Here is a 24695-nt window from a genome sequence, read left to right on the forward strand (position 1 = left end):
TGTACCTCGATGCTTTTTTATTTTTTGTCCTAATATCAGTAATAGGCGTGAATACCCGACAGTAAACTAGTAATGGGGGCAAGTTCCTAAAGGAGGTGTTTTCTAGAAAGGAAGCAGCTATCTTTATAGTTTTATAGTCATTATTTATTCGTTTTGTTTTTGATAGTTGCAGCAGCGAAGAAAATCAGAATAGGGGGTAAAAAAAGTGAAAAAATATCTCCAACGAGTAGGAAGTTCTTTGATGTTGCCGGTTGCAGTCCTGCCGGCAGCGGCGATTTTGATGGGGATCGGGTATTGGATTGATCCAACTGGCTGGGGGGCAGACAGTCCGCTTGCTGCCTTTTTAATTAAGGCGGGGAGTTCGATTATCGATAATATACCGATTCTGTTTGCAGTCGGTGTCGCCCTTGGGATGTCGAAAGAGAGAGATGGTTCGGCAGCATTGAGCGGGTTAGTTGCTTTCTTAGTTGTGACCACACTGCTTTCAACAGACGCAGTGGCATTACTAGAAAGAGTAGACCCTTCAAAGGTCGACCCCTCTTTTATAAAAATTAAAAATGCCTTTGTTGGAATCATTTCCGGTATTGTGGCTTCGATTATGTACAATCGTTATAGCCATGTTAAATTACCCGATGCCTTTGCATTCTTCAGCGGTAAACGGTTGGTGCCAATTATGACAGCCGTTTCGATGCTGGTGGTTTCCGGGATACTATTCTTTATCTGGCCAGTCATTTATACTGCCTTGGTTACTTTTGGTGAAACAATCAGTGATTTAGGGGCTGTCGGTGCGGGTCTTTATGGTTTCTTCAACCGTTTATTAATACCAACGGGGCTTCACCATGCTTTAAACTCGGTGTTCTGGTTTGATGTGGCTGGAATCAGTGATATTACGAACTTCTGGGCAAGCAAAGGTGTAAAGGGTGTTACGGGAATGTACCAAGCTGGTTTCTTCCCCATCATGATGTTCGGGCTGCCTGCTGCTGCTTTGGCCATGGTGCATACGGCTAAAACTAAGAAGAGGAAGCAAGTCGCTTCTTTAATGTTAGCTGCTGGCTTTGCCTCGTTCTTTACCGGTGTAACAGAACCGATTGAATTTGCGTTCATGTTTTTAGCTCCGATGCTTTATTTGGTGCATGCCCTCTTAACAGGGCTATCCTTGGCGATTGCAGCAGCGTTCCATTGGACAGCCGGCTTTGGATTTAGTGCCGGGCTTGTGGATTTTGTGTTAAGTTTTAAAATTCCAATAGCCAATAAACCATATATGTTAATTGTTCAAGGCCTTGTGTTTGCTGTTATTTACTACTTCTTATTCCGTTATATCATTGTGAAATTTAATTTAATGACTCCTGGCCGCGAAGAAGACGATGATGAGGCAGTGGCAGAGGAGGCAGCGGGGGAATCTAGGTTTGCTTCCATGGCAGCGGTCATTTATGAAGGCTTGGGCGGCGATGAGAATGTGGTTTCAGTGGATAACTGCGTCACCCGCTTGCGATTAGAAGTGAAGGATATGAGTAAAGTCGATCAGAAGAAAATTAAATCGACGGGTGTACCGGGAATTAACATTGTTGGTCCGCAAAGCATTCAAGTTATCATTGGTACCAATGTCCAATTTGTAGCCGATGAGGTTCATAAGCTGCGTAAAGTGAAATAAATAGGAATAGGAACCGCTTAGATTCGTTATCATCTAAGCGGTTTTTTATGGTCCTGTTTGTTAAAATAAAAGAAGGTAAAATAGAGATTATAGGAGCTTCTGATGAAAGAATATTATTATGATAAATTATTTAACATTAAGACCCGCGGTGACCAGCAGGGATTTAACAAGTCCTTGCATTATCATCGGTACGAACCGACTCCATACAGCGCACTCGAGGAGTTGTTCCGCCATTATGAAATCAATCACGATGATTATATTGTGGACTTTGGATCCGGAAAGGGCAGGCTGAATTTTTACCTTCATTACTTTTTTGATGTAACAGTTGTCGGGGTAGAGATGAATGAAGCTCTTTATCATGAGGCGCTGTTAAACCAAAATCGCTATGTAAAAAAGAATGGCAAAGGTAAAATTCAATTTGTTTGCAGCCTAGCAGAGGAATATCAAATCAACCGATTCGATAATCGCTTTTATTTCTTTAATCCGTTCTCGATTCAAGTGTTTCGGAGAGTGGTTAACAACATTTTGCGGTCCTTGGAAGAACATCCAAGGGAAGTCGAATTGGTTTTATATTATCCATCCGAGGATTATATCTATTTCTTAGAGCAGGACACCGCTTTCGAACTGAAGAAGGAAGTAACATTGCCATATGTATATGAACATAACCCAAACGAACGGTTTATCATCTATAAACTAACACTGTAAGCAAGTTTATAGTAAAAATGGTGACAGGCACCGTTAAGGAGTTTGCTATGAGTGCTATAGGAGAAAATGAGCGGATTGATGTGTTAGATTATTTGCGGGGCTTTGCATTATTGGGGATTATTTTGGTTAATATTGGCACATTATTGGCGGCCAATCCCCCGGCAGCAGGTACCGCCGATGCTGCTTATTGGAAGTTTTTGTATTTATTTATTGAAGGCCGATTTTATACGATTTTCACTTTCTTATTTGGTGTCGGCTTCTATCTTTTCATCCACCGTGCCAATACAAAAGGAAAAAAAGGACAAGTCTTGTTTGTACGGAGAATGATGGCGTTACTCCTATTTGGGTTCGTACATATGCAGTTTCATCCTGGCGAAGCATTAACGCTCTATGCCATCGCAGGTCTCATTCTCCTCCCATTTTACAAAGTAACCAGAAGCGTCAATCTCTTATTTGGCATCGTCATGTTAGTCGTTCTAGGTCTTTTTGCTGCAAAAATTTTTATGATTATTCCATTCATATTGTTGGGGATCGCTGCGGGGCAATATCAGGTGTTTGAAAGAATCACACATCACTTAAAGGCAACAGCTGTTTTTACTGTTATCATGTTGGGCCTAGCTCTAGGCGGGCTAATTTTTCAATCTCAGTCCGCTCCCAACTTCATCGGCAGTGCTTGGGATGAAGCAATCTCCGGCCCATTGCATCATTTTTTAAGTATTGGTATTACGATTGGTCCCGTGGTTTCTGCCTTTTATGTGGGCTGTATAATCTTGTTGATTCAATTGCCCTTTTTTCGTAAACTTCTTACTCCTTTAAAATACTATGGCAGGATGGCCTTTACCAATTATTTAGTACAAACAGTCTTAATCTTAGCGGCAGGAAAAATGCTGCACCTGCAAAGTCATATAAACTATTTTCAAACCTTCTATATTTGCTTGGCTATCTATGTTATTCAATTAAGCTATAGTACACTTTGGTTTCGCTATTTCAAATTCGGCCCATTCGAATGGGTTTGGAGAGCGCTGACCTATCTAGAGTTACCGCCGATGCGAAAATGAACCTAGCCGAACCCTTCTCCGCCCATCCGTCCGGAAGGGGGTATTTCACAATTTCACAGGATAAACAAAGTGCCAGGCACTAACATGGAATGCGGCCCGGCACTTTTTCCGTTTCGTAAACATCCTATTTACTTTAATTTGACCTTATGTTCTTCTGCCAGTTTGTTTAACTTCGTCTTATAATCCCGAATATGCTCTCTCGCATCGGCCAGCATATCATTTGCCTTCTGAATAAGTGCCGGATCCTGTTCCTCTAAGGCCTGTTTAATCGTAACAAATGCCTTAAATTGAATGTCAGCCCCCTCAATATAAATCTCGTGAACCTTCCTTAACTCATCTGTTTCTATCTTGACAGAATTCAGTTCTTTAATAAATTCATTATAGTTTGGAATAACTTCTTTCGTTAACGCATCGTACATCGTCTGGTCATCCTGATAATTCACACCAGACACCCCTTCATAAGCAGAAACCGCTGCCGCCTCTAATTTCCCTGCTGGTTTCATTTCCTTGTTCACGTAATTCAACAGATCATCTTGAACAGGGTCGTTAAAGCAGCCTGACAACAGCAAAATGATCGGAAAAACAATCGCTAAAAGCCCTTTTTTCACTGCGATCACCTCCTAATCCTCAATTTATGTGGTGCTGGAAGTCCAATATGTTAGGAGATGAAAAAAATCACCTTTATTAAAAAACGCTAAACCTGCAAGCAAGTGAAATTAATTGATAGAAATTCTCAATTACATGTTGACACCATTTTTGGAAATTGTTTATACTAGGTATAAGTGATAATGATTTTCAATATCATTTATAAAAATAAACTTATGGAGACAGCGATGAAGAAACGATATCTATTATTGATGTTAGCTATATTGTCAGGAGTCTCATTGTTTGTGGGAGTTAGCAGTATATCACCTAGTGATCTCCTAAACTTCCAATCTGATGAAACGCAAGTATTTCTAATCAGCAGGGTACCGCGGCTTGTCGCCATCATTCTTGCCGGAGCAGGTATGAGCATTGCAGGACTTATCATGCAGCAGCTGAGCCGTAATAAATTTGTCTCACCAACAACAGCTGGAACACTTGATGCCACCCGGTTAGGAATATTGGTATCCATGCTGCTATTTGCTAACGCCTCAATGATGCAAAAAATGCTTGTTGCCTTGGCGTTTGCACTTGCGGGAACGTTTTTATTTATGCAAATTTTAGACCGAATTAAGTTGAAGGATGCCATTTTTATCCCATTAGTTGGTTTAATGTTCGGCAACATATTATCTTCAGTCACGACGTTCTTTGCCTACAAGGCAGATGTAATTCAAAACATGTCCGCCTGGCTTCAAGGAGATTTTTCTATGGTGATGAAAGGCCGCTATGAACTCTTATACATAAGTATTCCGATTTTGATTATCGCCTATTTCTATGCCAACCGTTTTACTGTTGCCGGAATGGGGGAAGATTTTTCAAAAAATCTAGGCCTTGCCTATCGGAGAATCGTCAACATTGGGCTGGTGCTCGTTGCTCTAATAACGGTAACGGTTGTCCTCACAGTCGGAATGATTCCGTTTCTCGGTCTAATTATTCCCAATGTCATCTCGATTTTTAAAGGGGACCACCTGCAAAAAACCCTGCCACATACGGCCTTACTAGGAGCAAGCTTTTTACTAGTTTGCGATATTCTGGGAAGAATCATCATTTATCCATACGAGATTTCTATTAGCCTGATGGTTGGAGTCATAGGCAGCGGAATCTTCCTTTATCTTCTATTTAGGAGGAGAGCTTATGCGTAACCAGTGGATAAAAATGGGAGGATTAGTACTAGCCGCACTTTTGTGCTGCGGGATTTACCTATTTCACGACCTCAATGGAAGCTTTGATTATGCGCTCCCGAAAAGGGCGGTTAAGGTCATCGCGATGATCATTACAGGATTTACGATTGCTTATGCGACGGTCGTGTTTCAAACGATTACCCATAATCGAATCCTCACGCCGAGCATAATGGGGCTCGATGCCCTCTATTTGCTTTTGCAAACCGTGATTATTTTCTTTCTTGGTTCTGACCATCTGGCAGTGGTCAATAGACAGGTTAACTTTTTAATCTCGATTGTGGTCATGATTATTTTTGCCCTTGTTCTATATCGATTTCTTTTTAAAAAGGGCAGTCAGTCGATTTACTTTTTACTGCTCATTGGAATTATTGTTGGCACCTTTTTCTCGAGTATATCTACATTTTTCCAGGTGCTGATTGATCCAAATGAGTTTCAGATAGTTCAAGACCGGATGTTTGCAAGTTTTAACAATATTAATTCGGATTTGGTCTGGCTGGCGCTGCTGCTGGTAAGTGTCGTGACGATTTATGCCTGGCGTTATATGAAGTACCTGGATGTATTGTCACTGGGAAGGGAGTGGGCGATTAATCTTGGCGTTCCCTACGATTCGATTGTGAAAAAAATGCTGGTGATCGTGGCCGTTTTTATTTCCATCTCTACGGCACTTGTTGGGCCGATTACCTTTTTTGGCTTAATTGTGGCGAACCTTTCCTATCAGCTTTTTAAAACCTATAAACATAAGGTACTCATTAGCGGCGCGATTGTCATGAGTGTTATTGCCCTTGTCGGCGGGCAGTGGGTGGTCGAACGGATCTTTACTTTTTCAACTACGCTCAGCGTCATCATAAACTTTATCGGCGGAATTTACTTTATCTATCTACTAGTAAAGGAGAGGAAAGCAGCATGATTCAAGTGAAGTCGTTAACGAAGTTTTACGGGAAGAAAGCGGTTGTCGAAGATGTGACTGTTACGATTCAGCCTGGAAAAATTACTTCCTTTATTGGGCCGAATGGTGCCGGGAAATCAACACTATTGTCCATGGTCAGCCGGCTGCTCCATGCAGATACAGGTGAAGTGCTTGTCAATCAGTCCAATGTCCGCCTGATGAAGTCCAATGATTTTGCCAAATCGGTGTCGATTTTAAAACAATCGAATTACATGAATGTCCGACTCACGATTCGCGAACTGGTCTCGTTTGGTCGATTTCCCTACTCCAAAGGGCGGCTCACCGAAGAGGATGAGCGGATGGTCGATCAATCCTTAGCCTACATGCACCTGACGGAAATGCAGGATCGCTTTTTGGATGAATTATCAGGAGGACAGCGGCAGCGCGCCTTTATTGCGATGGTGATCGCTCAAGATACTCAGTACATATTGCTTGATGAGCCGCTGAACAATTTGGATATGAAGCATTCTGTTCAGATTATGAAAATACTGCGACGCCTAGTAGATGAACTAGGTAAAACGGTTGTGATTGTCCTTCATGATATTAATTTTGCTTCTGTCTATTCGGACTGGATTGTCGCGATGAAGGACGGGAAAGTGGTCAAAAATGGCCCGACTGAGGAAATTATCCAATCGGAGGCCTTAAATGAGATTTATGATATGGATATACCGATTCAAGAAGTGAACAATTGCCGGATTTGCGTTTATTTTAATTCATAAAAAGGGGATGAAAGAGATGAGAAAGTGGAGTTTACTAGGGGTTATTCTTACGGTGATTTTGGTGTTAGCCGCTTGCAGCGGGACAAAAGAGGAGGAGGCTTCCCAGCCAGCATCCGCTAGCGAACAATCAGACGAGAAAATGACGATTAAACATCAGTATGGTGAAGCAGTGGTTGAAAAGGAACCGAAGAAGGTGGTGGTGTTTGACTTTGGTGTACTGGATACCTTAGATGAATTAGGGATCGAAGTGACCGGTGTCCCGCAAGTAACAATTCCTTCTTACCTGAAAAAATACAATGATAAGAAATATACGAATGTCGGCAGCTTAAAGGAGCCGGACTTTGAAGCGATACATGCCTTAAAGCCTGATGTAATCTTTATCTCAACCCGCCAAGCGGAATTATACGATCAATTTGCTGAGATTGCCCCTACGGTTTATGTTGGAATGGATTATACCAACTACATGGATTCCTTTGCAAAAAATATGAATTTAATCGGTAAGATTTTTGGGAAAGAAGAACAAGTCGACCGCGAATTAACAGAGATTCAGGCAAGGGTGAACGAGGTGAATAAAAAGGCAGCTGTTCTTAACGAAAAGGGACTGGTTGTGCTGGCAAACGAAGGAAAAGTGAGCGCCTATGGCCCAAGCTCACGCTTTGGTCTGATTCATGATGTATTTGGCTTTGGAGCGGCTGACCAGAATATTGAAGTCTCCACCCATGGGCAGAGCATTACGTTTGAATACATTAAGGAGAAAAATCCGGACGTATTGTTTGTGATTGACCGCGCCACTGCGGTAGGCGGAGAAATCGGGGCCAAAGAGATCGTAGAAAATGAACTAGTTAAAAAAACTTCAGCCTATCAAGAGGACCAGATCGTTTACTTAGATGCCGACTCCTGGTATCTAAGCGGCGGCGGTTTACAATCCATGAAAAATATGACAGCAGAGATAGAAGCAGCCCTTTAAAAGAAAATACCAGAGAAAACCAACGCTTGGCCAACAAAAAAAGCCAAGCGTTTTTATGTCGCTGTCCACCAGAGACGGACAAAATAGAAGAAATGTTCTTATGTGGTGCCTGACACCGTAAAAACATCATCAAATTCCCTCTTTTCTTTATCGAAAAGTTCTGTAAAATGAAGTTTGAGAGATTATGTGTTTGGGAGAGATATGTATGGCTAAGAGTTTCCCTATTTTTGGCGAGCTGAATCATTCAGATACGATTAATCCTGATGATTTAATCGACCTTTTTCTTAATAGTACAGCCGATGGTATATGTATATTGAACATGGAAAATCGGTTTATTCGCGTGAATGATATGTATACGAAAATTTTTGGCTATACCGAAACAGAGCTGGTCGGTCGGAGCTTCGAGGAGATTAATCAGTCTGATTTAGCGTTAGAGGTCATCAAGGCGGTAAAACAAGGGGAGTTTTTCCACGATCTAGTAACTCAATGTTTACATAAAGATGGAAGCCTGCTTGATATAGCCGTGTCTTTTTCTCCATTACGTAACTCCGCTAGGGAAATTATCGCCAGCATTGGGATCTATCGTGATATTACCAAGCATTTAACTATTGAACGAGAATTAAATCGAACCCGTGAGCTATATCGGTTGATTACAGAAAATACCACTGATATGATCAAGCTCTATACGAAAGATAAAAAAATAATCTATGCTTCTCCGTCTCATGAAAAGTGGCTGGGAACCTCCACGAATGAACTAATTGGTCAGGAGGTATACAGTCTGATCATGCCAGAAGACAAAGAGTTTTTAGACCAAGTCTATGAGAAACTTTTGAGAACAGGTGAACCCCAGCTTTTTCAGATTAAAATGAGAACGAGTGATAACAGCTTTATTGATACGGAGATCACCATTTCACCGATCTATAACGAGAAAAATGAAATAGAGTCTTATGTTACCGTGGCTCGTGATATTACCGACAGAATCAAAAATGATGAGGCCCTTCGTAACTTAGACCGGCTCTCGATTATTGGTCAACTAGCTGCCGGCGTTGCTCATGAAATCCGAAATCCTTTAACCTCTCTAAAAGGTTTTTCCAAGCTATTAAAGAGTACCAGTGATAAACAGAAACAAGACGACTATTTATCGATTATCATGAATGAACTTGACCGAATTGATATGATTGTCAATGAATTTATGTCGCTGGCGAAGCCGCAAGCCATTCAATTTAACCGGGAAAGTTTAAGCGCGATTCTTGAAAGCACCGTTAACATTCTTCATCCGCAAGCCTTATTACATAATGTGCAAATTATTAACCACTTCATTACGGATGATATCGATTTACTGGGAAACAGAAATCAGTTAAAACAAGTTTTTGTTAATTTTTTAAAAAATGCGATTGAAGCGATGCCATCTGGCGGTCAGGTTCATATTGATGTTCAAAAAGTTGATGGCAATCAGGTTTTGATTCGGATTACGGATGAAGGAACCGGAATTGACCATCATCTTCTGGACTATTTAGGGACGCCGTTCTATACCACCAAGGATAAGGGAATTGGACTTGGTTTAACGGTTAGTAACAAAATCATTCAAGAACATCATGGCACGATGAAAATTGAAAGTGAGTTAGGCAGAGGAACGACCATTACAGTTGAATTAGGATATGTATAAAAAAGGCGTCAGGCACCAAGCTAATTCAGGTGTCTGACGCTTATTTTGTATAGCGGTTGGCATAGCTAGAGGCAACAAACGCATCTGGTTTAATCTTTGGTTCTACCCCCATTGACTCCATTCGTGTCACCATTTCTGTTACAAACTCTCTCGTCTTATTCCGTTTGCCAGCACCAATATCGATATGCCCTTCCATGGTAAAGGTTGCTCCTTCATAGAGATAGGGCAGGACAATCGCAATAAGCTGATTTTTCCGCTCGTCGGTAAACATAGCAACAATTTCCTCCGTTAAGGATAATTCAAGTGAAATCCGCTCATGCAGCTGGGTCATTTTTCTTGGGACCACAATTTTTCTGATACAGGCCCAGACACCATTTCCTTCATTCTGAATGACAATTCCAGTGATAAAAACCGTTTGCGATTTATGAACCTGTGAATCTGTTCCCACCATCAAGCGATAGTTTCCTTTTGGGGCGGATGACATGAATAAAATGATTCGTTCAAAGACCTGTTCGAACGTGAGTCCCATCTCTTGAAGATTTTGAAATGTATGGTGGTACATTGAATTATTTTTCATATTGAAAACACCACCTCTTTCCCTTGGATAAAAAACGTAGACTAACTCTTATTCCTATCTTATGGCGACGAGACATTTGTCGTGCGGACATCTTCGCCAATTCAGTCTAATTTATATGTATGTCGTATTGACGAAAAATAGTAAAACAAGTAGGAGGCTTGGCTGGGTACGGCTAGTCCTTTGCCAGAATGGGAACAGCAGCAGAAAAAGATTTATCTGAAAACCATTATTTGCCTAACAATATTTATGCCAGTCCATCATTAGATAAAGAAACAAGATCAATTGGAAAAGGATGATGATGGACAATGGCAAAAAGAAACAGAGGAAAGACAATCAGCAATATGCCTTCAAATGGACGGGGGACATGCCCATTATGCGCAAGAACTGGGATAAAATTGCTTTATTCGCATAAAACTGAAACAGGGCAAACCATCCAAGTTTGCAAAAATTGCCGTAAAAAATAACGTTCCATGAGTTGCTGCCTATATTTATATTGTTAACTAATTAAAATTTTAAGTTGACAATAGACGCTCTTACCATTTATTTTTAAGATAAGATAAAAAATAAGGGTGGGAGACTAAATGAGGAAATTAAGAGCACTAGATTTAACACTTGCAGCCATGTTTGTGGCACTCATGGCCATCGGGGCGAATATATCGACGATTGCTCCGTTTTTACATGTCGGTGGAGTTCCAATTACACTACAAACCTTTTTTGCTATTTTAGCAGGAGCTATTTTAGGAAGCCGTTTAGGTTCAATTGCCATGATTGTTTATATGTTAGTAGGCTTAGTCGGGGTTCCTGTATTTGCAGACTTTACCGGCGGGCTGTCGATCATCATAAGACCTACATTTGGCTTTATTCTTTCTTACATTTTAGCGGCGTTTATCATTGGAAAAATTGTTGAAACAAATAAAAGTCTGCCTGCATTTATCATAGCCTCGTTAATCGGCATGGCTGTCAATTATCTGTTCGGCACCAACTGGATGTACTTTGCCTACAAACTTTGGGGAGCTGCACCAGAGGGATTCTCCTACAAAATGGCGTGGTTATGGATGGTCGCCCCGCTGCCAAAGGACCTAATCCTATCCGTCCTAGCCGGAATAATGGCCCACCGCCTCGAAAAAACCGTCCTATCCAAGGGCCAATTCAAACAACTCAAACGTGGTGCCTGACACCATTACTCACTTTGTCACAATGTAAAAAGTGGTTCAACCTGTAGAGGTTGAACCGCTTTTGCTTTAGATTCTAGATGCCAAAGAGCCTTTATGGAGAGATTTACTAATGTATTCGGTGAAGAGTAGGGAGAGGAAAGATAGTGCAATGTAATACCATGTGTCCCACCATACTAAACTGTGGAGGATGCCGGCACGTCTCAGTAAGAGTGTGGCGCAGTACATACAGAGTCCGATAACAAGGTATTTTCCCCAGCGTGGTAACGGTTGAAATTTGGCGATAAACACGTAAACAACACTGGCACATAAATAAAAAATGGTCGAAAAAGCAATCGTATCTTTAGATTGGTTAGCAAATAAACCAAACTCATAATACCGATTAGAAAAAAATATAATCGGGATAATATGCAGCGAACCTGAAAAGGGGCTGATAATCAGATATAAAAAAAGGATATGATAAAAGCCTTTTAAAGGGACACTCATTTTCCGATAAAGAAATTTAGCAAATAAAAAATAAAATGGAAGCCCTAAGGAAGTATAGACAGTCCTCCACCAGTAATGCTTATAGATATGCAGTTCTAAAAACAGCCATTCAATTCCTGCATACAAACCAATTGTAAATGCCACCCAAAGCCAATTTTTATGAAAGGATGCAAGGAAGGTGGCGGCGACAGGTAAGGTTAAGGCATTAGATGCAATGGCTCCCCAAACACTATCATAAATCGGATCGTGTTTGATGAAATGAGGATAATATTGATAACTGCTTAAAAAGGTATAAATAACGGCCTCAATGATATACCCTACCCCGACCATGCCTATAAAAGTTAATAACGCGCTTCTGAGATCTGATTTTAGACATATATAAATAAGAAGAATGATACTAATGAATCCAAGTCCGAGATAGCATAATGAATTTAAATCCACTATCATACCCCCTTTAAAAAAATAGTATCCATCTCGAAATGAAATTTATTCAATAGCAGCCTAACTTAAGACAATAGGCCCATGACACAGTAGAAGCCTATCATGTAAAATTTAGCTACAATTGTAAAAAAATTCTTTAAATTTACCCAGCCAGGGCAATTATAAAACATAATTTTGAAATGGGTTTCATAATTAGTTAGTTATTTTTGGTATCAAGAAATATAACAAAAAAAGATTAGGTCAATCATCCGTTAATCAGCTTATATATTAAACTTGGCTTTGCAGAAAAGTAATGATGAAGTATCAGCAGTCTAAAAAAGGGCGACTCTAGGTTCGTTTAGAAACAACACTTTGATGGCAATTAGGGGGGTGATGAACATTTAGTTATCTAAATAATTGTAAGCGTTTCTATTATTAGAGATTTATGAAACCGATTTCAAAATGGTGTTTTTTTGAAATCAAGCAGTCTAAAAAAGGTAAGGTTTTCAAATTCAAAAGTACTTACTTTTCAGGATTAAGATTTATATCAAACGGGAGGTTGGCAAATGAATCGAAAATTCACTAGTTTTGGAATTGGTGTTCTTCTTCTTGGCTCTACGTTTTTTGCTGGGCTGCCTAATGCCAAGGCAGATACAAAAGGAAATAATGTGAATATTGCTGAACATGAACCGATGAATACGAAAGTGCAATCAATTGATGGAACGAATGTGTTGTTTCAATATGGGGAACCAGTTCCTTCGTTTGATTCATGGACGTTAAAAGAGAAAAGCAGAAGTTATTTAAACCTTGATGGTAAGTGGAAATTCGCCTTGGACCCCAATAATCAAGGGACGAATGAAAAGTGGTTTGAACAAGGATACGATGATAAAAATTGGCAGCAAGAAAAGGTTCCAGGCAGCTGGGACTTGTATGATACCCCTGACTTTGGTACATACAATGGCTCAAACTTCGGGAAAGGAAGTGCTTTTTACGATGGTTACGCCTGGTTCCGGACACATTTTTCGCCTGATGCCAATTGGAAAAATCAATTCATCAAGCTTAATTTCCTTGGCGTTAACTATCGTGCAGCTGTCTATGTAAATGGTCATTTTGTGGGGGAACATGAGGGGGGCTATACACCTTTTGCCTTGGATGTAGGCGAATATTTACAACCAGGAAAAGATAATGTCATTGCGGTCCGGGTATACCGTAAACCGACCTTCGATTCCTATACAAGCCCAAATCCGAAACCTGTGACAGCTGACACAGAACTGCCGTATAAACCGGTAGATTTTTGGCCATATGCAGGAATTACACGCAGTGTCTATTTGGAGGCAGCATCCGATGTAAATGTTAGTAAAATACTGACGGCAACAGGCGATCATACCTTAACAACAAAAGTGGTTGTGTACAACCATGGTGACAAAGAAGTGCATCGCCAATTAGTGGTCGATCCAGGGGAAAAAACGGGTGGAGAACCCAAATCACAGGAAGTGGATTTAAAACCTGGTGAAGTAAAAGTTGTTTCAATGGATTTCCAGATTCCAAAAGCAATTTATTGGTCTCCGGATTCCCCGACGCTTTATCAAGTAACCGCAGATCTTTATAAAGGAAAAGGAGAAGGTCAGGTTACTCAAAAAGGAAATGGATCTCTCGATGATAGTCTTGCCACAAACTATGGAATGAGAACCATTGCGGTAGAGAATGGAAAATTAGCGCTAAATGGGAAACAGGTCTTTTTGAAAGGTCTTAACTGGCATGAGGAAACGGCAGCAAGCGGCCGCTCGATGACAATTGAAGAGTATAATACAGAGTTAAATCATGTTCTCGATGTAAATGCAAACTTCTTGCGTAATAGCCACTACAACCGTCATCCATATGTGTATGATTTTGCGGATCAACATGGATTAATGGTGCTTGATGAAGTAGAGAATATGTGGCTTGATACAAAGCAGGAAGAGCTGCAAACTAACTCTTATGGTCTTTCTAGAGCATTAGCGTTAAGTATGGCCTGGAATCAAATCAATCACCCTTCTACTATCATGTGGTCATTACAAAATGAGTCAGGAATTTGGGATGATCAAAATGTTTATCGTAATTGGCTGGCAGATATGAAGGAAGCGGTCAAAAGTGTTGATATCCAAAAACGTCCCGTCACATGGGCATCTGGCAGCAGCTGGGACCCGGCCTATGACTTGGCGGATGTCATCGGTTTAAATGAATACTTTGGATACTTTTATATGCAGGACTCAGACTTAGGGCGGACAGTGGATATTGTTCATAATACCTATCCAAATAAACCGATTCTGATTACAGAAAATGGAACATGGGCCTATGCGGATGAAGTTAATAATCATGGTCCGGAAACACAATCCGGAACAGAAGAATGGCAATCGTATAAGTTTCTTAACCATTGGAATCAGGTAACAGATCCTAGCCGTTTGCCTTATATGGCCGGTTATACGTTCTGGGTGTTAAAAGATTATAAAGAAAGAAATAACTACAACCAACAGATTAATGGAATTTCCACAATGGGCTTAATGTCTTTCGATAAAGAAAAACCACGCTTGATCTATGACACCTTTAAAAACGCAATGAACCCTATCCGCTAATGGCTCAGGAAGCAGGGTTCGTCTACATGAAATTACCTCTTTGACTGCAGCATAAAAGGCCATGAAAAAATAAGGAGGAATCTTGTTGCTTAAAATGAAAAAGGTTTTATCGTCCATTTTAATAGCTTCACTCATTACAATCCCAACCTTTTCCTCAACCGAACAAGTTTCTGCGGAGGGTACAACCGTAAACAATAACTTGCTCTATTTTGTGAATGCAGGTGACCCTACCCCTAATACAGTTGAGGGAACCGATCAATTTGGGCTGTATTCTAGTAAAACAGAGCAAAACTACGGTTTAGACAGCGTAACAGGGAAAAAGTGGGGGCTAGTTACCACCACCAGCAATACGAATGTCTCTAATGGAGCTGATAAATTAGGATCACTTCGATATTATAACGGACCACAAGTTCGGAATAAGGCATTAGAGTATAAGTTTGAGCTGCCGACTGGCGAATATGATCTTACATTAGGATTTAAAAATCCGTGGAGCGGCAGAAGCGTTAATATCATCAGTGAGGGGCAGAATCTATCCAATGGTGATTTAGATATTGGAAGCTATAGCGCTGAAAAGGAAATCACTTATCAACAGGTTTCGGTAACGGATGGAGAATTAGATATCAGGATCCAGGGACCTGCCACAGCTTCCCTATCAAACTATAATGACCCGCTAGTAAACTATATCATGATCAAAAAATATGTTGTGGTTCCTCTTTCTGATTTGGAAGCAAAAATAGCATCTGCAAAGAAGGAGGCGGAAAAAACAGATACCTATACTCAATTTAGTCTAGAGCCACTAAATAAAGCCATCACACAAGCAGAAGCTCTGGTTAAAGCGATCAAGGAAAACGGGCTAGAGGCTCAGGATAAAACCAATCAGGAGCAAATTCGAACAGCTATAAACAATCTAGACACTAAATTGGCATGTCTTACTGTATACGCTCCGAATACTTCCTATAAACCCGGGCAAGTTTGGACAGATACAAATGGTGCTCCTATTCAGGCACACGGCGGCGGGATCATGTATGATGAGCAATCCAAGAAATATTATTGGTACGGGGAAGATAAAACGAATGGATATCTTCCTGCCAGAGGGGTAAGAGTCTATTCTTCTACTGATCTATATAACTGGAAAGATGAAGGCTTAGCCCTTACCGCAATCGAGTCAATCAGCCAGTTCGAAACCGACCCGTTAATCTCTAAGCTTTATGAAGGCAGAAAGGACAAAGCTGATATTTTAAATGATATTGGCACAGACCGGGTAATCGAAAGACCGAAAGTTATCTATAATGAAAAGACCAAAAAATATGTCATGTGGATGCATACCGATGGCCCTTCAACGACATCGACGGCGATGTATGCCAAAGCGGAAGCAGGCTATGCATTAAGTGACTCCCCTACAGGACCGTTCGTTTATCAAGAAAGTAACCGGATGGACAGAGCACCAAAAGATGCGACTTACAATGGACAGCCAGACCAGCCAGGGATGGCCCGTGATATGAACTTGTTCAAGGATGACGACGGTACCGCCTACTTGATCTATTCCAGTGAAGAGAATAGGACCATTTATATTTCAAAGCTAAATGATTCCTATACAGATGTGGTTGGCTGGCATAAAGATGGCAAGGCCGAGCGTGATACTGAATACAAAGCCGTATATGGGGAGGATTATGTGAGAGTCTTTCCAGGGGCACAGCGTGAAGCACCGGCTATGTTTAAATATCAAGGAAAATACTACTTAATAACATCTGGTGCTACCGGCTGGGACCCTAATCCAGCCAGGTATACTGTGGCGGATACTATTTTCGGAGATTGGAAGCCATTGCGCGATCCTTCGATAGGAGACAAAGCTTCGACCACATTTGATTCACAAAGTACCAATGTCATTCCCATCGATGCTAAAAAGGGAAAGTTTATTTTTATGGCTGACAGATGGAAGGCTAGTGATCTAAAAGATTCAAGATATATCTGGCTGCCAATTGAGTTTGGCCAGGATGATGAAATAAGTTTGCAATGGTATGACGAGTGGAAACTGGATGCACTAGACCGGATGGGGAAAGTCTCTATCAATACGGTACTGCCAGAAAAGGTTTCGGTTGGTCAAGTTCCAGCCTTGCCAACTAGTATTAATGTAACAAATTCAGAAGGTGAGAAGCTTGATACACCGGTTACATGGGCAATGAATCCTGTCAATTTCTCTAAGCCTGGAACGGTTGTCGTAGAAGGGACACTTTCTAAGTTAGCCAATAAAGTGATTAGAATAAAAATCTTAGTGATCCCGGACCATGTAAGATATTTTGTCCATGCAGGCGGAGTGAAAACAAGTGATTATGTGACATGGTCTTCTTATATGGAGAATACACTATTAAACAAAGTTGTAATTGATCAGAAATACGATCCAGCTAATGGGCAGACTTGGGGCTATGTGGGGAATCAAACCAGACCTGCTGGCGGCGAGGGTGATGACCTGTTTTCTTCATTACGATACCTTTTAGCAAATTCCGGTGATGACCTGTCGTATAAGTTTAATCTAAAGAATGGTAAATACACGGTATATACCGGTCTAAATGACCGCTGGTACTCATCGACTAAGGGAAGCAGAAAAGCAGATATTCTCATTAACGGTGAAACAAAAACCAAGGGGTATGTATTTACAAGTGCATATGATGTCCTAAGCTATCAACATGTGAACGTAACCGATGGCAATCTGGATGTGACGGTTCGCAGGGTAGCTGGCTCACCGGATCCGCAAATCAGCTGGATTATGATTGTGGAAGAAGATACAACAGCTCCAGTCATTACAGTTAGGGGTAATAAGGGAAGCTATTCTGTTGATGAGAACATTTCCATCTCCTGCAGCGCAAGCGATGATTTATCTGGAATAGCCTCTGCTGATTGCCCGGCCATTGAAGGTCCTGCCTATGAATATAGTATTGGCGAAAATAAATTTACGGCAAAAGCAACAGATCGTGCAGGAAATACATCGGAAGCTGACATCCAATTTACAGTATCGGTTGATTTTGATAGTTTAAGCCGCCTGACTGAATCGTTTAGTACCGACGAGGCAATCGCGCATTCACTTACAGCCAAACTTGCATCAGCAAAAGATGCTTCTACTAGAGAAAATAAAGAAGCAGTGGCAGGCAAACTTAATGCATATGTGAATGAGCTGTCGGCCCAAAGCGGTAAAGCTCTTACGAAAGAGCAAGCAAATACATTAATCTCTTTATCTAGTAACCTTATATCAAAATAAAATTAAAAGAGACGAACACGTCCTAGTAGTGATGGAACAGAACTAGGGCGTGTTCTCATTGTTTTTTATTTCTGCTTTATGTTTAGGCACTTTTCCAACATATTGTTTTCGAAACTGATGGGGAGATAGATGTTCTAGTTTTTTGAAGATTCTACTGAAATAGGCGGATTGTGTGAAACCGCTGCTTTCTGAAATCCGATCGATACTCCAATCTGTTGATACTAATAATATCTTTGCTTGGTCAATACGAATTTTATTTACATATTCAATCGGAGTACAGCCGAAGGACTGAATCATGCATCTTGCAATATGATTCGGATGAAATCTGAGTGCCCGCCCCAGATCCTCATAAGTAACTTTTTTAGCATAATTTTTCCGTAAATAAACCGCTGCCTTTTCTGCTACCGCGAATGCCGGCAGAGAATTGGCTAGATGCATATGATTGGAAAGTTCCTGCAGTAATTGCTGGAAGAGTATTTGCCGCTGCCATTCTCCCGAATAAATAGACTCATTTTCAGAAGAAATAATTTTTGAACACAGAAGTTCAACTGCCTCCGGATTGGAAAGTTTGCAATACTTTGGAAGTGTGATCCCAAAGGGGCTCTCTGATAAACAGTTCCCGCTGTCTAAACCTGCTCTTTCTTCGTAATGAATTGGTTTTGATATGGTCAAATCCTGCCATCCTTTTTCGGCGATGAAATGAAACCAAAAAAATTCAGTGGCTTCATCACATGGAAAAGTGGAATAATGGTGCCGATCGGGGTAGAGAATCAATGCATTTCCTCTGCCAACCTTATATTTACGATAATCTTCACCCATGAACAATTGTCCTTTTGAGACAACTAATAAATCAAAAACACCAATATTGTTCCGATTTAGATGTGATTGACCGATATCAAAAGTATTTTTACCGGCGGCAAGAAGTGTTGGTAAAGGCGGGGCATACAATTGAAGCATTTGATCTCTCCTCTAATGTTAGGATTGTGCAATTTTTTGTTATGATTTTATATTTTATTCTTTAATAATAACACTATAATTGGTTCATAAATGTTTTTATTTTAATGTATTTATAGTAATGAGGTGTGGGGAGGGGGAAGTGAATCATGCAAAGCATACGATGGGTATGGGGGTATATTAAGGACGTTCGCATTCGATTATTCAGTGGACTTTTTCTGGCATTAGTAGTTTCAGTGTTAAACATGCTGAATCCATATTTTGCAGGAAAAATCGTTGATAAAGTAATTTACGGCCACCAGAGCGGTTTATTATGGCCCTTTTTAGGAGCTATGATAGGGGTAACTGTTATCAAAACGGTCATTCGCTATAATTACCAAATCATGTTCGAAGCAGTTTCACAAAACGTTATATTCAAAATGAGAGATCAATTGTATGACCGGCTTCAAAAATTAGATTTTAGTTTTTTCGATCGAACTAAAACGGGAGATATTATGGCCCGTATGACCGGGGACTTAGAAGCAGTAAGGCATTTTACAGCATGGGCAATTTACATGATCTTTGAAAATCTAACCATCTTACTGATTGCGATTGGGTTTATGTTTTATATTAATCCATTGTTGGCCCTCGCAATGATAGCGGTAACACCGATTATTGGTTTCTTTGCTACTCGTTTATCCTTTACGGTCAAACCGACCTTTACAGAAATCAGGGGACAATTTGCACGGTTAAACTCCGTAGTGCAGGAAAACATTAGCGGAAATCGGGTTGTAAAGGCATTCGCGAAGGAAGATTACGAAATTGAAAAATTTTCAATCGAAAATGAGGCGTTTAAAGAAAAAAGTCTGAATTCTGCAAAAGTTTGGGAAAAGTATTTGCCTGTGCTTGATTCACTTGCCGGGGTATTAACGGTTGTAATGATTCTGGTTGGAGGAATAATGGTCATTCATGGTTCACTGACGTTTGGGGAATTAGTAACCTTCAATTCCTTGATTTGGGCGTTAAATAACCCGATGCGGATGGCTGGATGGCTACTCAATGATGTGCAGAGGTTTATTGCTTCTGCTGAAAAAGTGGAGGACTTGTTAAATACCGAACCAGAAATCACCAATGAAGCTAACCGGACTGCTGTCAGACACATTAACGAGGGTGTTGAGTTTAATCACGTGTGGTTTAGTTATGGAGATGAACAGGTTTTGAAGGATATTAGCTTTAAAGTGCACCCGGGCCAAACAGTGGGGATTATTGGTCCAACCGGAGCTGGTAAATCTACATTGGTAAACCTGTTAAGCCGTTTTTATGATACAACCAGCGGGGAAGTAATCGTGGATGGGCTTAAAGTTAGAGATTGGGATATTTCTAAATTGAGAGATAGTATGGCCATGGTCATGCAGGATATATTCCTATTTTCTGATACGATTGAGGGGAATATTGCGTATGGGAATCCAGATGCTGACTTGGAAATGGTCCAATCTGCTGCAAAAATGGCAGAGGCTCATGATTTTATTACCAATCTTCCAGAAGGTTACGATACCATCATTGGCGAACGAGGGGTAGGTCTTTCAGGCGGTCAAAGGCAAAGGATTGCTTTAGCAAGGGCCATTCTAAAGAACCCATCCGTCTTAGTCCTTGATGACACAACATCAGCTGTTGATATGGAAACAGAGCTTCGCATCCAGCGGACATTAAAGTCATTACTGAAAGGAAAGACCTGTTTTATCATCGCGCATCGGATTTCTTCTGTAAAAGAGGCCGATCTAATTCTTGTCATGGAAAACGGCGAAATCATTGAAAGAGGGAAGCATAAAGAGCTGCTTGCAAAAAAAGGCTATTACTACAAAGTGTTTATGAATCAAAATGGAAATTTTGATGGTCAGCACAATGGTGAGGATGTGATTTATCTCAATGGCGCGCAATAAATTTGATGTGGATGAAGAATTGGAATCACCCTTCAGCTTTGTTCATTTAAAACGATTGTTTACTTATTTAAAGCCGTACAAAAAAAAGATTGTTTTGACCGTTTTGATTATGCTGATTGCCAGTGGAGCCAATCTAATTGGACCCTATTTAATAAAAAGGGCAATCGACGAGAGTATTCCGAACAAGGATGCAGGAAGTTTAGTGGTCCTTTCCTGCATTTACCTTGGTGCCCTGGTGATTACGGGGATATGTATGAAATACAGAATTAGAATGATGTCCGAGATTGGGCAGAGCGTCATCCTCAACATTCGAAAGGACCTGTTTACCCATTTGCAGAAATTGTCCTTTTCCTTTTATGACAGCAGACCGCACGGAAAGATTTTAGTGAGGGTGGTTAACTATGTTAACTCCTTAAGTGATTTATTATCAAATGGTTTAATTAATTTGATAACAGATCTGTTTAGTCTTTTCGTGATTTTCGGTTTCATGTTAGCGATTGATGTAAAGTTAACACTATTGGCGATGATTGGATTTCCTGTCCTTGCTGTCGTCGTTCTTCTTATTAAAAATGCCCAGCGGAAAGCCTGGCAAACATTAAGTAATAAGCAGTCCAACATGAATGCTTATATTCATGAAAGTATCAATGGAATCAAAGTTACTCAGGCCTTTACAAGGGAAGAAGAAAATAAACGAATCTTTAGGGATGTATCGGACAGTTATCGAAGCTCGTGGATGAAAGCAGTTAGAATCCAGTTCCTTCTATGGCCTTCGATTGAGAATATTTCGATTCTCACTACTTCAATCATTTATGTTTTCGGTATCTCCCAAATCGGAGATGGAGTAACTGTCGGTGCTTTGGTTGCGTTTGTTGGGTATATAAGTATGTTTTGGGCTCCTATTGCTAATATTGGAAACTTCTACAATGCGATTATTAATGCAACCGCTTATTTAGAAAGAATTTTTGAAATGATCGATGAACGGCCGGCAATAGAAGATCGTCCGAATGCTGTGGAACTTCCGATTATCAGTGGGAAAGTTGAATTCAAGGATGTAGTCTTTGAATATGAAGAAGGCGAAAGAATCCTTAAAAATGTAAGCTTCTCTGTCAATCCTGGCGAAACAATTGCACTTGTAGGTGCAACAGGATCAGGAAAGACCACAATCGTAAGCTTACTCAGCCGTTTTTATGATGTAACTACCGGAAAAATAGAAATTGATGGTGTTGATATCAGTACAGTAACCATTCCTTCTCTAAGAAAGCAAATGGGCGTCATGCTTCAAGATCCATTTATTTTTTCTGGGACGATTATGGATAATATCCGTTATGGGCGGCTTGATGCTACAGATGAGGAAGTAATCGCGGCGGCGAAGGCGGTCCAGGCCCATCAGTTTATCAGCGGTTTAGCCGATGGGTATCAAACGGAGGTCAACGAACGCGGCACAAGGCTTTCTACTGGTCAAAGACAGTTGATTTCCTTTGCGCGTGCACTCTTAGCGGATCCGAAAATTTTAATTCTGGATGAAGCTACTTCTTCGATTGATACGGAAACTGAGCTGGCGCTGCAAAAGGGCCTTGAGACCTTGCTTGCAGGAAGGACATCTTTTATTATTGCTCACCGCCTTTCAACGATCCAAAATGCAAGCCGTATCCTTGTCATTGATAAAGGCAGAATCATCGAGGAAGGTTCTCATAACGAGCTATTGAACCGCAGAAGTTACTATTGGAACCTGCATCAATCACAGCATCAATCCTTAGAGGTAGGTTGAACAGGAACAATGTGAAGGCTATAGGGAATCTGGAAAAACCAGATTCCTCTTTTTTTAATGGCACTAAAAACGTTAAAGTTGTTTTTTTATAACTAAGCAGAAACCAGCCGCCAAATTTAACAGAGCCTTTAGAATAAAGTTAATGTTCATTTAGGAGATGAGTCCTTGAATATTCTTGATGATAAAAAAATATTAGAATTTAATTCAACGTTATTATTTTCAAGCAAGGAAGAAAAAAACGCATGGTGGAGATCGGTCAGTCAAAATGCCGCTTTCAAACTACTTCTCGATGAAATTAGGGTTGAGGCAAATAGGCTTTTGATAGAAAAAGACCCAGAGCTGCCCTTTTCATTGTTTAAAATTTTTGCTGAATCGGGTTCCAGGCTTGAATACGAAAAAGCTTATTTTGAAAAGAGGAGACGGCTGAATACCTTCGCAATCATGGTTTTGCTCGAACCGACAAACATTGATTATTTAACGGCGTTGGAAAATATCATTTGGTCGATTTGCAATGAGTATAGCTGGTGCCTGCCCGCTCATTTGCAAAATAGTCCGGAAACATCAATACAAGTCAGTTACACTTTAAAAGAAGCCTTTGCGCAAGCCTATTCGATTGACTTGTTTGCAGCTGAAACTGCATTTTCTTTGGCAGAAATATTGAGACTCACAGAGGAATACTTGAATCCAATCATTTGTAAGCGCATTAATGAGGAAGTATTTAAACGAATCCTTCATCCATTTAAGGAAAATCAATTTGGATGGGAAAAACAGACTCATAATTGGGCTGCGGTTTGTGCCGGATCAATAGGGTCAGCAGCGCTGCATTTAATAAAAGACCCAGGGGAACTCGCCTTAATAGTAGAGCGAGTGCTTCCAGCTATGGATTCTTATTTAACAGGTTTCAATGAGGATGGCATTTGCCTGGAGGGGTACGGCTACTGGCAATATGGCTTCGGCTATTATGTCTATTTTGCTGATTTATTAAAAAAACGGACTGCTGGCAAGTTGAACCTGTTTGACTCAGAAAAGGTCCATCAGATTGCCCTCTTTCAACAAAGGTGTTTTCTGAGCCGGAACTTGGTTGTGAACTTTTCAGATGCCCAGCCGACAGCCACCGTTTTTTTAGGTCTGAGTCATTATTTAAGCAAAATTTACAATGATTTTGAGGTCCCAGAACAGGATTTATGCGCGAAGTATACAGAGGATCATTGCAGCCGATGGGCTCCAGCCATTCGCAATCTATTATGGTTTGATGAAACGGCATTATCGACACAAAGGAAGAGCGAAACCTTTTACTCGGAAAAACCTGCATGGTTTATTTCAAGGCATCAATCAGAATCCGGCTGTTTTTCCTTCGCGGCAAAAGGCGGCCATAACGACGAGCCTCATAATCATAATGATATCGGTCATTTTATCCTGCAAGGAAATAATGAAGTGTTCTTAAAGGATTTGGGCGCTGGTTTATACACGAAGGATTACTTTAATGAGAAACGCTATACGTATTTATGCAACGGTTCACAGGGGCATTCTGTTCCTATTATTAATCATCAGTTTCAAAAAGAAGGTCCAGAGCGTTTTGCCAGGATTAGTAATGCTTCACTAGAAGAAAAGGTTGATACCTTTAAATTGGATATGGCAAATGCGTATGAAGTAGAGAGTCTTCAAAAATTATCCCGAACGTTTACTTGGATAAAACGAAAACAGCCTAAGCTCATTTTGGAAGACAACTACACTTTTACAGAACAACCCGATTCTATTATTGAACGATTTATCATACCATCACTTTCCGTAACGAAGGATGGTAAAGGAGTGATCCTTGAGGGACAACACAGGCTCCGAATTTTATATGACAAAACAAAGCTAAGCCTGGCAGTAAGAATACTAGAATTTGAGAATCATTTTGGAAAAACGGAAAATAATAGTGCACTTGATTTTATTGTAATAAATCCAGAAAAGGATTGTAGTGTTAAATTGGCTTTTCAATTTGAATAGAAAGGGT

At 40.5% G+C, this 24695-nt stretch carries 18 protein-coding genes; 14 read left to right on the forward strand and 4 right to left on the reverse strand.

What is annotated here, in order from left to right:
• Positions 1-205 precede the first annotated feature (205 nt).
• The 3 genes from nagE to L1999_RS02530 all read left to right on the forward strand — a co-directional run bounded on the left by nagE (position 206) and on the right by L1999_RS02530 (position 3414).
• Positions 206-1651, forward strand: coding sequence for an N-acetylglucosamine-specific PTS transporter subunit IIBC (nagE, locus tag L1999_RS02520; RefSeq protein WP_235742087.1), 1446 nt, complete (start codon positions 206-208; stop codon positions 1649-1651).
• 102 nt (positions 1652-1753) lie between these two features.
• Entirely contained in the window at positions 1754-2356 is a 603-nt protein-coding gene (locus tag L1999_RS02525; protein WP_235742088.1) for a class I SAM-dependent methyltransferase, read from the forward strand.
• A gap of 47 nt (positions 2357-2403) precedes the next feature.
• The gene (locus L1999_RS02530; protein ID WP_235742089.1) at positions 2404-3414 is read left to right on the forward strand and encodes a DUF418 domain-containing protein; all 1011 of its coding nucleotides are present in this window, start codon (positions 2404-2406) and stop codon (positions 3412-3414) included.
• Between the two features lie 128 nt (positions 3415-3542).
• Here L1999_RS02530 and L1999_RS02535 read toward each other — a convergent pair whose 3' ends face one another.
• Positions 3543-4022: a hypothetical protein gene (locus L1999_RS02535; RefSeq protein WP_235742090.1), complete on the reverse strand. Its 480-nt coding sequence runs from the start codon at positions 4020-4022 to the stop codon at positions 3543-3545.
• Between the two features lie 225 nt (positions 4023-4247).
• Between L1999_RS02535 and L1999_RS02540 the strand changes: the two genes are divergently transcribed.
• The 5 genes from L1999_RS02540 (at position 4248) to L1999_RS02560 (ending at position 9535) form a co-directional block, all read left to right on the forward strand.
• Positions 4248-5198 (forward strand): ABC transporter permease, encoded by a 951-nt coding sequence (locus L1999_RS02540; protein WP_235742091.1) that lies wholly within the window; start codon positions 4248-4250, stop codon positions 5196-5198.
• Positions 5191-6144, forward strand: coding sequence for an iron chelate uptake ABC transporter family permease subunit (locus L1999_RS02545; RefSeq protein WP_235742092.1), 954 nt, complete (start codon positions 5191-5193; stop codon positions 6142-6144). The genes L1999_RS02540 and L1999_RS02545 overlap by 8 nt, the downstream gene beginning before the upstream one ends.
• Positions 6141-6902, forward strand: coding sequence for an iron ABC transporter ATP-binding protein (locus tag L1999_RS02550; RefSeq protein WP_235742093.1), 762 nt, complete (start codon positions 6141-6143; stop codon positions 6900-6902). Before L1999_RS02545 ends, L1999_RS02550 begins: the two co-directional genes overlap by 4 nt.
• 16 nt (positions 6903-6918) lie before the next feature.
• Positions 6919-7869, forward strand: a complete 951-nt coding sequence (locus L1999_RS02555; protein WP_235742094.1) for a siderophore ABC transporter substrate-binding protein — start codon at positions 6919-6921, stop codon at positions 7867-7869.
• A 205-nt stretch (positions 7870-8074) separates the two neighbouring features.
• On the forward strand, positions 8075-9535 hold the full coding sequence (locus tag L1999_RS02560) for a PAS domain-containing sensor histidine kinase (RefSeq protein WP_235742095.1): 1461 nt from the start codon (positions 8075-8077) through the stop codon (positions 9533-9535).
• 40 nt (positions 9536-9575) lie between these two features.
• On the opposite strand, the gene L1999_RS02565 is transcribed toward L1999_RS02560, so the two are convergent.
• Positions 9576-10112 carry a ribonuclease H-like YkuK family protein gene (locus L1999_RS02565; RefSeq protein WP_235742096.1) on the reverse strand — a complete coding sequence of 179 codons (537 nt, stop codon included), beginning with the start codon at positions 10110-10112 and terminating at the stop codon, positions 9576-9578.
• Positions 10113-10693: 581 nt separating this feature from the next.
• Here L1999_RS02565 and L1999_RS02570 point away from each other — a divergent pair.
• Positions 10694-11287: a biotin transporter BioY gene (locus L1999_RS02570; RefSeq protein WP_235742097.1), complete on the forward strand. Its 594-nt coding sequence runs from the start codon at positions 10694-10696 to the stop codon at positions 11285-11287.
• Between the two features lie 66 nt (positions 11288-11353).
• On the opposite strand, the gene L1999_RS02575 is transcribed toward L1999_RS02570, so the two are convergent.
• Positions 11354-12211: a hypothetical protein gene (locus tag L1999_RS02575; protein ID WP_235742098.1), complete on the reverse strand. Its 858-nt coding sequence runs from the start codon at positions 12209-12211 to the stop codon at positions 11354-11356.
• A 545-nt stretch (positions 12212-12756) separates the two neighbouring features.
• On the opposite strand from L1999_RS02575, the gene L1999_RS02580 reads away from it, so the two are divergent.
• Positions 12757-14802, forward strand: a complete 2046-nt coding sequence (locus L1999_RS02580; RefSeq protein WP_235742099.1) for a glycoside hydrolase family 2 protein — start codon at positions 12757-12759, stop codon at positions 14800-14802.
• Between the two features lie 94 nt (positions 14803-14896).
• Positions 14897-18055, forward strand: coding sequence for a family 43 glycosylhydrolase (locus tag L1999_RS02585; protein ID WP_235744223.1), 3159 nt, complete (start codon positions 14897-14899; stop codon positions 18053-18055).
• A gap of 42 nt (positions 18056-18097) precedes the next feature.
• On the opposite strand, the gene L1999_RS02590 is transcribed toward L1999_RS02585, so the two are convergent.
• The gene (locus L1999_RS02590) at positions 18098-19012 is read right to left on the reverse strand and encodes a helix-turn-helix domain-containing protein (RefSeq protein ID WP_235742100.1); all 915 of its coding nucleotides are present in this window, start codon (positions 19010-19012) and stop codon (positions 18098-18100) included.
• Between the two features lie 146 nt (positions 19013-19158).
• Here L1999_RS02590 and L1999_RS02595 point away from each other — a divergent pair, with 146 nt between their 5' ends.
• The 3 genes from L1999_RS02595 (at position 19159) to L1999_RS02605 (ending at position 24688) form a co-directional block, all read left to right on the forward strand.
• Positions 19159-20928, forward strand: a complete 1770-nt coding sequence (locus L1999_RS02595) for an ABC transporter ATP-binding protein (RefSeq protein ID WP_235742101.1) — start codon at positions 19159-19161, stop codon at positions 20926-20928.
• Positions 20915-22696 (forward strand): ABC transporter ATP-binding protein, encoded by a 1782-nt coding sequence (locus L1999_RS02600; RefSeq protein ID WP_235742102.1) that lies wholly within the window; start codon positions 20915-20917, stop codon positions 22694-22696. The genes L1999_RS02595 and L1999_RS02600 overlap by 14 nt, the downstream gene beginning before the upstream one ends.
• 165 nt (positions 22697-22861) lie before the next feature.
• Entirely contained in the window at positions 22862-24688 is a 1827-nt protein-coding gene (locus L1999_RS02605) for a heparinase II/III family protein (protein WP_235742103.1), read from the forward strand.
• Positions 24689-24695 lie beyond the last annotated feature (7 nt).

Source organism: Neobacillus drentensis (genome assembly GCF_021560175.1).
Taxonomy (GTDB): Bacteria; Bacillota; Bacilli; order Bacillales; family Cytobacillaceae; genus Neobacillus; species Neobacillus drentensis_A.

Excerpts from the sequence above, each read along its gene's own strand:
- L1999_RS02525 (WP_235742088.1), top strand. The coding sequence starts at position 1,754 with ATGAAAGAATATTATTATGATAAATTATTTAACATTAAGACCCGCGGT.
- L1999_RS02530 (WP_235742089.1), top strand. The coding sequence starts at position 2,404 with ATGAGTGCTATAGGAGAAAATGAGCGGATTGATGTGTTAGATTATTTG.
- L1999_RS02540 (WP_235742091.1), top strand. The coding sequence starts at position 4,248 with ATGAAGAAACGATATCTATTATTGATGTTAGCTATATTGTCAGGAGTC.
- L1999_RS02545 (WP_235742092.1), top strand. The coding sequence starts at position 5,191 with ATGCGTAACCAGTGGATAAAAATGGGAGGATTAGTACTAGCCGCACTT.
- L1999_RS02550 (WP_235742093.1), top strand. The coding sequence starts at position 6,141 with ATGATTCAAGTGAAGTCGTTAACGAAGTTTTACGGGAAGAAAGCGGTT.
- L1999_RS02555 (WP_235742094.1), top strand. The coding sequence starts at position 6,919 with ATGAGAAAGTGGAGTTTACTAGGGGTTATTCTTACGGTGATTTTGGTG.
- L1999_RS02560 (WP_235742095.1), top strand. The coding sequence starts at position 8,075 with ATGGCTAAGAGTTTCCCTATTTTTGGCGAGCTGAATCATTCAGATACG.
- L1999_RS02565 (WP_235742096.1), bottom strand. The coding sequence starts at position 10,112 with ATGAAAAATAATTCAATGTACCACCATACATTTCAAAATCTTCAAGAG.
- L1999_RS02570 (WP_235742097.1), top strand. The coding sequence starts at position 10,694 with ATGAGGAAATTAAGAGCACTAGATTTAACACTTGCAGCCATGTTTGTG.
- L1999_RS02580 (WP_235742099.1), top strand. The coding sequence starts at position 12,757 with ATGAATCGAAAATTCACTAGTTTTGGAATTGGTGTTCTTCTTCTTGGC.
- L1999_RS02585 (WP_235744223.1), top strand. The coding sequence starts at position 14,897 with ATGAAAAAGGTTTTATCGTCCATTTTAATAGCTTCACTCATTACAATC.
- L1999_RS02590 (WP_235742100.1), bottom strand. The coding sequence starts at position 19,012 with ATGCTTCAATTGTATGCCCCGCCTTTACCAACACTTCTTGCCGCCGGT.
- L1999_RS02595 (WP_235742101.1), top strand. The coding sequence starts at position 19,159 with ATGCAAAGCATACGATGGGTATGGGGGTATATTAAGGACGTTCGCATT.
- L1999_RS02600 (WP_235742102.1), top strand. The coding sequence starts at position 20,915 with ATGGCGCGCAATAAATTTGATGTGGATGAAGAATTGGAATCACCCTTC.